Raw genomic sequence first — 10,210 nt, forward strand, 5'->3', positions numbered from 1 at the left:
ATGGCAAAACTCGCACTGATTAACCGTGAGCAGAAACGCGTCGACCTGGCAAACAAGTTTGCCGCCAAGCGCGCTTCGCTGAAGGCCATCATTGATGACCAGTCGAAGTCGGAAGAAGAACGTTACGAAGCGCGCCTGAAACTGCAAGCGCTGCCACGTAACTCGGCTCCGACCCGCCAGCGTAACCGCTGCGCCGTCACCGGTCGTCCACGCGGCACCTTCCGTAAATTCGGTCTGGGCCGTATCAAGCTCCGTGAATTCGCCATGCGTGGTGAGATCCCGGGTATGACTAAAGCAAGCTGGTAATAGGAGAATATGCAATGAGTATGAGCGATCCTATCGCCGATATGCTGACCCGCATTCGTAACGCCCAAGGCGTGCAAAAGACGACCGTGGCCATGCCATCGTCGAAAGTTAAAATTGCGATTGCCAACGTCCTCAAGGACGAGGGTTACATTGAAGATTTCGCCGTAGCCGAAGCTGGTGGCAAAGCGGAACTGAAAATCGGTTTGAAGTATTATGTTGGCCGTCCCGTCATTGAGCGCCTTGAGCGCGTGTCCCGTCCGGGCCTGCGCGTCTACAAGGGCAAAGACGAGATCCCTACTGTGATGAATGGCTTGGGTGTGGCGATCGTGTCGACTCCGCAAGGCGTCATGACTGACCGCAAAGCACGCGCTACCGGTGTCGGCGGCGAAGTTATTTGCTACGTCGCATAAGGAGTTAGACATGTCTCGTGTAGCTAAAATGCCAATCGCTGTGCCAGCTGGCGCTGAAGTCGCCATCTCCGCAGCAGCGATCACCGTCAAGGGCCCTCTGGGCGTCCTGACCCAGGCCCTGAACGGCCAGGTCACGGTGGAAAACAATGCAGGAACCCTGAGCTTCGTCGCCGCTAATGACAGCCGCGAAGCCAATGCCATGTCCGGTACGCTGCGCGCACTGGTCAACAACATGGTCACTGGCGTGACCAAGGGTTTCGAGAAAAAGCTGAACCTGGTCGGTGTGGGTTACAAGGCGCAAGCGCAAGGCGACAAGCTGAATCTGTCGCTGGGCTTCTCGCACCCTGTCGTGCACTCGATGCCAGCCGGCGTCACCTGCGCTACCGCAACGCCGACGGAGATCATCATCAAAGGGATCGACCGTCAGCAAGTGGGCCAAGTGGCTGCTGAAGTTCGCGCTTACCGCTCCCCTGAGCCTTACAAGGGCAAGGGCGTCCGTTATTCGGACGAAGTGGTTAAGATTAAAGAAACCAAGAAGAAGTAACTAGGGGCTGACGATGGACAAGAAAGAATCACGTCTGCGCCGCGGACGCCAAACCCGGATCAAGATCGCGCAACAGAAAGTGAACCGCCTGTCGGTACACCGCACCAATCTGCATATCTACGCGAACCTGATCTCGCCGGATGCCAAAGTACTGGTATCGGCCTCCACGGCAGAAGTCGAAGTGCGCAACGAACTGGCTGGCAAATCGGGCAAGGGTGGCAATGCTGCCGCCGCTGCCCTGGTCGGCAAGCGCGTCGCAGAGAAAGCACTGAAAGCAGGGATTACCGAAGTCGCGTTCGACCGCTCCGGTTTCCGTTACCACGGCCGTGTGAAGGCGCTGGCAGAAGCCGCGCGCGAAGCCGGTCTGAAGTTCTAAGGAACGATCATGGCAAAAATGCAAGCAAAAATGGCAAGCGACAAGCCGGATGACGGCATGCGCGAAAAAATGATCGCGATCAACCGCGTGACCAAAGTGGTCAAGGGTGGTCGTATCATGGGTTTCGCCGCGCTGACCGTAGTTGGTGACGGCGATGGCCGCATCGGCATGGGCAAGGGCAAGTCGAAGGAAGTACCGGTTGGTGTGCAGAAGGCAATGGAAGAAGCCCGTCGCAACCTGATCAAGGTCTCCCTGAAGAACGGCACCCTGCAGCACACCGTTACCGGCCGTCACGGCGCATCGAAAGTGATGATGTCGCCTGCGAAACCAGGTACCGGCGTTATCGCTGGCGGCGCAATGCGCGCTATCTTCGAAGTAATGGGCGTGACGGACGTGGTGGCGAAATCCACCGGTTCCTCGAACCCTTACAACCTGGTACGCGCCACGCTGGATGGTCTGGCAAAAATGAGTACTCCTGCTGAGATTGCTGCTAAACGCGGCAAATCGGTAGAAGAGATCCTGGGCTAAGGTGAACGACATGGCAAAAACCCTGAAAGTACAACTGGTCAAGGGCTTGATCGGCACCCGCGTAGATCACCGCGCCACCGTGCGTGGCCTGGGCCTGCGTCGTGTGAATTCCGTGCGTGAGCTGGAAGACACCCCTGCAGTGCGCGGCATGATCAACAAAGTCTCGTACCTCGTTAAAGTAGTTGCGTAAGCCCTCGGGCTTACACACGGAGAAATCATGGAACTGAATACCATACAACCAGCCGATGGCGCTAAGCACTACAAGCGTCGCGTCGGCCGCGGTATCGGCTCCGGTCTGGGTAAAACCTCGGGCCGTGGTCACAAAGGTCAAAAATCGCGTTCGGGCGGCTTCCACAAAGTCGGTTTCGAAGGCGGTCAGATGCCTCTGCAACGCCGTCTGCCTAAGCGCGGTTTCAAGTCGCTCAACGCCACCTTCAAAGCTGAAGTGCGCCTGTCCGACCTGAACAACCTGGCGGTCGGCGATGTCGACATCCTGGTGCTGAAACAAGCTGGCGTTCTGAGCGTGCTGGCACGCGACGTACGCGTCATTCTGTCCGGCGAGATCACCAAAGCGGTGAACCTCAAAGGCCTGAAAGTGACCGCTGGCGCGAAAGCCGCCATCGAAGCAGCCGGCGGCTCGGTAGCCTGAGTTGACCGCTAACAGCTTGATCGGAGCGAAAATTGGCGACTAATCCACAATTGGCTAAAAGTGCAGCAGCTGGTTTCCCTTGGGGCCGGCTCTGGTTCTTGCTTGGCGCATTGGTGGTTTATCGTATCGGCGCTCACATCCCGGTTCCCGGGATCGATCCGGTACAATTGGCCTCGCTGTTCAAGTCGCAAGAGGGCGGCATCCTGGGCATGTTGAACATGTTCAGCGGTGGCGCTCTGGCGCGCTTCACAGTCTTTGCGCTGGGTATCACGCCTTACATCTCGGCCTCGATCATCATGCAACTGGTGTCGATCGTGTCCCCGCAGATGGAAGCGCTCAAAAAAGAAGGCGAAGCTGGCCGTCGCAAGATCACCCAGTACACCCGGTATTTCACGGTGGTGCTGGCTACGTTCCAAGCGTTGGCCATCGCAGTCGCACTGGAGTCGCAAGCAGGTCTGGTGCTGGATCCAGGCTATGCATTCCGTTTCGTGACGGTCGTTACGCTGTTGACCGGAACCATGTTCGTGATGTGGTTGGGCGAGCAGATTACCGAGCGCGGTCTCGGTAACGGTATCTCGATCATCATTTTCGCGGGTATCGCAGCCGGTTTGCCGGGCGCGCTGGCGGGCTTGGCCTCGTCGGTGAGCAACGGTTCGATCGGTGCCTTCTCCGCGATCATCATCATGATCCTGGTTGTGGCGGTGACGTTCTTGGTGGTATTTGTGGAACGTGGCCAACGCAAGATTCTGGTGAACTATGCGAAACGCCAGGTGGGTAACAAGATTTACGGTGGACAAACGTCGCACCTGCCATTGAAGTTGAATATGGCCGGCGTGATCCCACCGATCTTCGCTTCGTCGATTATCTTGTTCCCAGCAACGATCGTGGACTGGTTTACGAAGGGCGCCGATACGGCCAACCCGGCGGTCCGGTTCCTGAAAGATTTGGCAGCATCGATGGGGCCAGGCGAGCCCATCCACGCACTGTTGTACGCCATTGCGATCGTGTTTTTCTGTTTCTTCTATACAGCGCTGGTCTTCAACAGCAAAGAAACAGCGGATAACTTGAAGAAGAGCGGGGCCTTTGTGCCAGGGATCCGTCCCGGTGAGCAGACTGCCCGTTACATCGACAAGATCCTGACACGTTTGACACTGGCTGGCGCCATCTACATCACTTTGGTGTGTTTGTTGCCGGAATTCATGCAAGCCGAGTGGAAAGTACCGTTCTATTTCGGCGGCACTTCTCTGTTGATTATTGTGGTTGTTACCATGGATTTCATGGCGCAAGTGCAAAACTACGTGATGTCGCAGCAATATGAATCGCTGCTGCGCAAAGCAAATTTCAAGGGCGGAATTCCGACGCGATAAGCGCGGTAAACATACCGAATGGCAAAAGACGACGTCATACAGATGCAGGGCGAGATTCTTGAGAATCTCCCGAATGCAACATTTCGAGTGAAGCTGGAAAACGGACACGTGGTGCTCGGGCATATTTCGGGTAAAATGCGGATGAACTATATCCGCATTCTTCCTGGCGACAAGGTGACGGTAGAGCTGACACCTTACGACCTGAGCCGTGCACGCATCGTGTTCCGGACCAAGTAACTATAAATCGAACCAAGAAGAGAGAGCAAAATGAAAGTTAACGCCTCAGTCAAGCGGATCTGCCGCAACTGCAAGATCATCAAGCGCAAGGGCGTTGTTCGCGTAATCTGCGTCGAACCACGTCACAAGCAGCGTCAAGGTTAATAACCGTTATTTATCGAGGAATAACGAATGGCACGTATTGCAGGGGTTAATATCCCCAATCATCAGCACACCGTTATCGGCCTGACGGCCATCTACGGTGTAGGCCGTCCACGCGCAAAGTTCATCTGCGCCGCAACGGGTATCGCGACCAATAAAAAGGTCAAGGATCTGGACGACAGCGAACTGGAAAAGCTGCGCGATGAAGTAGCTAAATTCATCGTCGAAGGCGATCTGCGCCGCGAACTGTCCATGAACATCAAGCGTTTGATGGATCTGGGTTGCTACCGCGGCATGCGTCACCGTAAGGGCCTGCCGGTCCGCGGTCAGCGCACCCGCACCAATGCACGTACCCGCAAGGGCCCGCGCAAAGCCGCTCAATCGCTCAAGAAATAATCTAGGGAAATCACATGGCTAAGCAACAAAGCAGCGCAGCAGCAGCGCGCGTACGCAAGAAGGTCAAGAAGAACGTTGCCGAAGGTATCGCACACGTTCACGCTTCCTTCAACAACACCATCATTACCATCACCGACCGTCAGGGCAACGCTCTGTCGTGGGCGACCTCCGGTGGTGCTGGCTTCAAGGGTTCGCGTAAATCGACCCCGTTCGCAGCGCAGGTTGCGGCTGAAGCAGCTGGTAAAGTCGCAGTTGAATGCGGCGTGAAGAACCTGGAAGTGCGTATCAAGGGCCCTGGTCCTGGTCGTGAATCCGCAGTGCGCGCACTGAACAACCTGGGCATCAAGATCACCGAGATCCAGGACGTTACCCCAGTACCGCACAACGGCTGCCGTCCTCCAAAACGTCGTCGTATCTAAGAGTCCGGTCGGCGGCGAAGTTCGCTTCGCCTCCTTCCGACTTGCAGAAATCGCTGGAGCAGGAGACCGGAAACGGTTATACTGCCCGGCTGTTGTCGCCTGTCGAACACGGTTCGGCGGGTTATTCGCATTTTTAGCCACCGTCTGGCCCACCCTGAGGATCAGACTAGCGCCTAACCATCGTTGCGATGGCTGGGGCGTTATTATTTAAAAAAAGGAAGCATCGTGGCACGTTATATCGGACCTAAAGCAAAACTCTCCCGTCGTGAAGGTACTGACCTGTTCCTGAAGAGCGCACGTCGCTCGCTGGACAGCAAGTGCAAACTGGACGTCAAACCAGGCCAGCACGGCGTGAAATCGGGTGCCCGCACCTCGGACTACGGCAACCAACTGCGCGAAAAGCAAAAAGTCAAGCGTATGTACGGCGTTCTGGAACGTCAGTTCCGTCGCTACTTCGCTGAAGCCGACCGTCGCAAAGGCAACACCGGCGAAACCCTGCTGAAGCTGCTGGAAACCCGCCTGGACAACGTTGCATACCGCATGGGCTTCGGCTCGACCCGCGCTGAAGCGCGTCAGCTGGTATCGCACAAAGCGTTCACCGTGAACGGCCAAGTGGTCAACATCGCTTCGTACGTGGTCAAAGTCGGCGACGTCATCGCTGTTCGTGAAAAATCGAAAAAGCAAGTGCGTATCGTTGAAGCGCTGTCGCTGGCTGAACAAGTTGGCATGCCAGCTTGGGTGTCGGTCGATGCCAAGAAAATGGAAGGTACCTTCAAGTCCCTGCCAGAGCGCAACGAGATCGCCAACGACGTCAACGAATCGCTGATCGTCGAACTGTACTCGCGTTAATCTGTAGTCTAGTCGTAAAAAACCCGCCCACTCGCTCGAGTGGGCGTTTTCACTGATGCCATCAGCCTTATCGGCCTAACGCGCCGAGGGTATTGAAGAGGACACCACATGCAAAACAGTCTGTTGAAGCCACGTATTATCGATGTAGAGGCGCTGGGCGCCGGCCACGCTAAAGTAGTGATGGAGCCGTTCGAACGCGGCTATGGCCATACATTGGGTAATGCGCTGCGCCGCGTACTGCTGTCGTCGATGGTGGGCTACGCGCCGACCGAAGTGACGATCGCGGGCGTTGTACACGAATACTCGTCGCTCGACGGCGTGCAAGAAGACGTCGTTGACCTGCTGCTGAACCTGAAGGGCGTGGTCTTCAAAGTCCACAACCGTGACTCCGTCACCCTGACCCTGAAAAAGGAAGGCGAAGGCGCCATCCTGGCTTCGGACATCGATCTGCCACACGATGTGGAACTGATCAATCCGGACCACGTGATCGCTCACCTGACCGCCGGCGGCAAACTGGACATGCAGATCAAAGTCGAAAAAGGCCGTGGCTATGTGCCAGGTAACGTACGCCGCCTGTCCGAAGACACCAACAAAACCATCGGCCGCATCATTCTGGATGCATCGTTCTCGCCAGTGCGCCGCGTTTCCTACTTCGTCGAGTCCGCTCGCGTGGAACAGCGTACCGACCTGGACAAGCTGATCATCAACATCGAAACCAACGGCGTCATCTCGCCGGAAGAAGCGATCCGTCAATCGGCCCGCGTGCTGGTTGATCAACTGAATGTGTTCGCCGCCCTGGAAGGCACCGAAGCCGCTGCCGAAGCGCCTTCGCGCGCTCCGCTGGTCGATCCTATCCTGTTGCGTCCAGTGGACGATCTGGAACTGACCGTGCGTTCGGCCAACTGCCTGAAAGCCGAAAACATCTACTACATCGGCGACCTGATCCAGCGTTCGGAAAACGAACTGCTGAAGACGCCGAACCTGGGCCGCAAGTCCCTGAACGAAATCAAGGAAGTTCTGGCATCCCGCGGTCTGACCCTGGGCATGAAGCTGGAAAACTGGCCGCCTGCCGGCCTGGAAAAGTAATTTGTCGTACCCGCCCGGCACATGTTGTGCCGGGCGTTATCCCTAGAACCGGTCCGCGCTCGCCGTCAAACGTGAGCGATCGAAGAACTCGGATTTAAACACCTGAAAGGAAGTACCATGCGTCACCGTCACGGCCTCCGTAAACTGAATCGTACCTCGTCCCACCGTCTGGCAATGCTGCGCAACATGACCGTTTCCCTGCTGCGTCATGAAGCCATCAAAACCACGCTGCCAAAAGCTAAAGAGCTGCGCCGCGTAGTTGAGCCTATCCTGACCCTGGGCAAGACCGACACCCTGGCTAACAAGCGCCTGGCATTCTCCCGTCTGCGCGATCGTGAAATGGTTCTGAAGCTGTTCGCAGAACTGGGCCCACGCTACGCAAACCGCAACGGCGGCTACCTGCGCATCCTGAAAATGGGTTTCCGTGTTGGCGACAACGCTCCTATGGCTTACGTTGAGCTGATGGACCGTCCAGAAGTCACCGACATCGACGCAGCGCCAACCGCTGAAGAGTAATCTTCGCCGTTGTCACCGTGTGATTGGAAAAAGCCAGGCTCTGCCTGGCTTTTTTTATTTCAGGCGCCGCTCGCCGGCCGCCTTGAACTCGGAGCCGGCGTTCCAGGTCGGCGTCGCGCCCTGGGCGATGTCCAGCCCCACCTGGAACAGCAGCTGGATATCCTGCACGCCGCCGCGGAAGTCCCAGTCGCTGCGGACATTGTCCGTCACCTGGTGGTAGTCGTGCGCGACATAGCGGTCCACCACATCGTGCGCGTAGCTGTCCGGCTGGTCCAGGAAGCGGCTGCGCGCCTTGGTGTACAGCACCGGCACGCCCACCCGCGCGAACTCCAGCTGGTCGGCGCGGTAGAAGCTGCCCAGCTCGGGCCGCGAGTCTTGCTGCATGCTGCGGCCCTGCGCGGCCGCATGTTTGGCCAGCAGCGCGTCGATGCTGGAGTGGCCCGAGGTCACGTTCTCGATCTGCGCCGTCCGGCCCCAGGCATTGATGCCGTCGATATTGATGTTGGCCACCGTCTGCTTGAGCGGGTGCAGCGGATGGGCCGCATAGTATTTCGCCCCCAGCAGGCCGCGCTCCTCGGCCGTGGTCGCCACGAACAGGATGGAGCGCTTGGGCGCCTTCGGCAGCGCCTTGTAGGCCTTGGCCAGCGCCAGCAGCGCAGCAGTGCCGGAAGCGTTGTCCAGCGCGCCGTGATAGATCTGCTGCGTGCGCGTGCCCGGCAGGCGAGTGTCGATGCCCAGGTGGTCCCAGTGCGCGCTGTAGACCACATACTCGTGCTTGAGCTTGGGATCGCTGCCTTCGATCAGCGCCACCACGTTGTTCGAATCGATAGTGCGCGCCGTGTTGTCCACCTTGAAGTCGGCCGTACCCTTCAGGCTGACGGGGCGGAACTCCTTGCTCAGCGCCTGCTGCTTGAGCGTGTCGAAATCGTAGCCGGCGGCGGCCATCATCTGCCTGGCCTTGTCCAGCTGTATCCAGCCCGGCACCGGTGGCGCATCGGGATCGTCTCCATCGTGCAGCAGGCTGAACTGTTCACCGTTGCCGCCGCTGCGCACCACGTCCCACGGATAGGCCGCCGGCTTGGTCTCGTGGATGATGATGGCGGCCGCCGCGCCCAGCCTGGCGGCGATCTCGTACTTGTAGGTCCAGCGGCCGTAGTAAGTCATGGCCTTGCCCTTGAACATGGACGGATCCAGCTGCGACGGGTCGTGCGGATCGGGGATGGCCGGATCGTTAATCAACATCAGGATGGTCTTGCCGCGTACGTCGACACCCTTGTAATCGTCCCAGCCGTACTCGGGTGCCTGCACCCCGTAGCCGACGAACACGATCTCGGAATTGTTCACGCCGACGCTGGTGGGCTGGCTGGTCGAGTGGGCCACGTAATCTTCGGGGAAGTTCAGCGCCACGGTCTGGCCGCCTATCGTGTAGCGGAAGCTGGGCGTGGGCGTCAGGCCGCGCATCGGCACCGGCTGCACCCAGCTGCCGTTGGGATGGCCCGGCTTCAGGCCCAGCTTGCGGAACTGCTGCTCCAGGTAGGCCACGGTTCTGGCTTCGCCCGCCGAGCCCGGCGCCCGGCCTTCGTATTCGTCGGACGCCAGCGTCTTGATGTGCTCCATCAAGTCCTGTGTGGTGATGGCCGCCAGGGCCTTGGCGGGCGCCTGGGCGCAGGCGCTGCCGGCGGCCAGCGCCAGGGCGGAAAACAGCAGGGGGCGGATCGCGGCCATCGGGTGCTCCATCGAAAGTGGAAAAGCCGAGTTTAGCAGGCTTAAGGCCCGGTTCAGGCGCAAACAGCAGGCCCGGTGTACTATGCTGGTGCTCGTTTCGTCGAAAGAAAACACATGCTTCGTATCGCCCGCCTTTTACTGCCGCTGCTGTCGTTGATCGCCATGTTGATGGCCCGTCCCGCGCTTGCCGACGATGGCTTCCTTGAGCCCGACCAGGCCTTCAAATTCTCTGCCCGCATGGTCGACGGCCGCACGCTGTCGGTCAGTTTCCAGATCGCCGACGGCTACTACATGTACCGCGAACGCTTCAAGTTCAGCGCGGTGGGCGCCAAGCTGGGCGCGCTGTCCATCCCGGCCGGCACGGTGCACTTCGATGAAACCTTCGGCAAGAATGTCGAGACCTACCGCAAGAGCGTCACCATGACGTTGCCGGTGGAGGGCGAGGGCCCGTACACGCTGATGGCGGTCGGGCAGGGCTGCTCGGACAAGGGCCTGTGCTATGCGCCCCAGGATTACAAGATCCAGCTGACGAGCAGCGGCGCGGTGCCGTTGCCTGCCGCGCCCGCCGGCGCAAAAACCACCGCCGCCGCCGCGCCTGCCGGCGCCTCGGTCAATGCCGCTGCCGCGCCGCCGATCGCGCAGCCGGCGGCCAGCGCTCCTG

General features: G+C 58.8%; 17 protein-coding genes. 16 read left to right on the top strand and 1 reads right to left on the bottom strand.

Translation table 11 applies throughout. The annotated features are described in order from the left end of the window. The 15 genes from rpsN to rplQ all read left to right on the top strand — a co-directional run bounded on the left by rpsN (position 1) and on the right by rplQ (position 7,824). Positions 1-306 (top strand): 30S ribosomal protein S14, encoded by a 306-nt coding sequence (gene rpsN, locus GEV01_RS23615; protein WP_008444324.1) that lies wholly within the window; start codon positions 1-3, stop codon positions 304-306. Between the two features lie 14 nt (positions 307-320). Next, positions 321-716: a 30S ribosomal protein S8 gene (rpsH, locus tag GEV01_RS23620; RefSeq protein WP_008444325.1), complete on the top strand. Its 396-nt coding sequence runs from the start codon at positions 321-323 to the stop codon at positions 714-716. A 10-nt stretch (positions 717-726) separates the two neighbouring features. Then, positions 727-1,260 carry a 50S ribosomal protein L6 gene (rplF, locus tag GEV01_RS23625; RefSeq protein ID WP_008444327.1) on the top strand — a complete coding sequence of 178 codons (534 nt, stop codon included), beginning with the start codon at positions 727-729 and terminating at the stop codon, positions 1,258-1,260. 13 nt (positions 1,261-1,273) lie between these two features. Continuing rightward, positions 1,274-1,636: a 50S ribosomal protein L18 gene (rplR, locus tag GEV01_RS23630; protein ID WP_008444329.1), complete on the top strand. Its 363-nt coding sequence runs from the start codon at positions 1,274-1,276 to the stop codon at positions 1,634-1,636. Between the two features lie 9 nt (positions 1,637-1,645). Continuing rightward, complete coding sequence (gene rpsE, locus GEV01_RS23635; protein WP_008444331.1) at positions 1,646-2,164, top strand: 30S ribosomal protein S5; 519 nt, start codon at positions 1,646-1,648, stop codon at positions 2,162-2,164. Positions 2,165-2,174: 10 nt separating this feature from the next. Continuing rightward, positions 2,175-2,354: a 50S ribosomal protein L30 gene (gene rpmD, locus GEV01_RS23640; RefSeq protein WP_152807911.1), complete on the top strand. Its 180-nt coding sequence runs from the start codon at positions 2,175-2,177 to the stop codon at positions 2,352-2,354. A gap of 27 nt (positions 2,355-2,381) precedes the next feature. Next, on the top strand, positions 2,382-2,813 hold the full coding sequence (gene rplO, locus GEV01_RS23645; protein ID WP_008444334.1) for a 50S ribosomal protein L15: 432 nt from the start codon (positions 2,382-2,384) through the stop codon (positions 2,811-2,813). Positions 2,814-2,845: 32 nt separating this feature from the next. After that, complete coding sequence (secY, locus tag GEV01_RS23650) at positions 2,846-4,180, top strand: preprotein translocase subunit SecY (RefSeq protein WP_008444335.1); 1,335 nt, start codon at positions 2,846-2,848, stop codon at positions 4,178-4,180. An 18-nt stretch (positions 4,181-4,198) separates the two neighbouring features. After that, the gene (gene infA, locus GEV01_RS23655) at positions 4,199-4,417 is read left to right on the top strand and encodes a translation initiation factor IF-1 (protein ID WP_005663428.1); all 219 of its coding nucleotides are present in this window, start codon (positions 4,199-4,201) and stop codon (positions 4,415-4,417) included. Positions 4,418-4,447: 30 nt separating this feature from the next. Next, a complete protein-coding gene (rpmJ, locus tag GEV01_RS23660; protein WP_005663407.1) occupies positions 4,448-4,561 on the top strand; it encodes a 50S ribosomal protein L36 in 114 nt (37 codons plus the stop codon). Positions 4,562-4,588: 27 nt separating this feature from the next. Then, entirely contained in the window at positions 4,589-4,954 is a 366-nt protein-coding gene (gene rpsM, locus GEV01_RS23665; RefSeq protein ID WP_008444337.1) for a 30S ribosomal protein S13, read from the top strand. A gap of 14 nt (positions 4,955-4,968) precedes the next feature. After that, on the top strand, positions 4,969-5,373 hold the full coding sequence (gene rpsK, locus GEV01_RS23670) for a 30S ribosomal protein S11 (protein WP_008444339.1): 405 nt from the start codon (positions 4,969-4,971) through the stop codon (positions 5,371-5,373). Positions 5,374-5,598: 225 nt separating this feature from the next. After that, a complete protein-coding gene (gene rpsD / locus GEV01_RS23675; RefSeq protein ID WP_008444341.1) occupies positions 5,599-6,222 on the top strand; it encodes a 30S ribosomal protein S4 in 624 nt (207 codons plus the stop codon). 108 nt (positions 6,223-6,330) lie between these two features. Then, positions 6,331-7,308, top strand: coding sequence for a DNA-directed RNA polymerase subunit alpha (locus GEV01_RS23680; RefSeq protein WP_008444343.1), 978 nt, complete (start codon positions 6,331-6,333; stop codon positions 7,306-7,308). Between the two features lie 117 nt (positions 7,309-7,425). Then, the gene (rplQ, locus tag GEV01_RS23685; protein ID WP_008444345.1) at positions 7,426-7,824 is read left to right on the top strand and encodes a 50S ribosomal protein L17; all 399 of its coding nucleotides are present in this window, start codon (positions 7,426-7,428) and stop codon (positions 7,822-7,824) included. 54 nt (positions 7,825-7,878) lie between these two features. Here the strand turns inward: rplQ and GEV01_RS23690 are convergent, their stop codons facing one another. Beyond that, positions 7,879-9,549 carry a M28 family peptidase gene (locus tag GEV01_RS23690; protein WP_152807912.1) on the bottom strand — a complete coding sequence of 557 codons (1,671 nt, stop codon included), beginning with the start codon at positions 9,547-9,549 and terminating at the stop codon, positions 7,879-7,881. A 114-nt stretch (positions 9,550-9,663) separates the two neighbouring features. On the opposite strand from GEV01_RS23690, the gene GEV01_RS23695 reads away from it, so the two are divergent. After that, positions 9,664-10,210 (top strand): protein-disulfide reductase DsbD N-terminal domain-containing protein (locus GEV01_RS23695; RefSeq protein WP_217428482.1); only part of this gene is annotated, 547 nt, incomplete at its 3' end.

Origin of the sequence: Rugamonas rivuli (assembly GCF_009380165.1) — a bacterium.
GTDB classification, from domain to species: domain Bacteria; phylum Pseudomonadota; class Gammaproteobacteria; order Burkholderiales; family Burkholderiaceae_D; genus Rugamonas; species Rugamonas rivuli.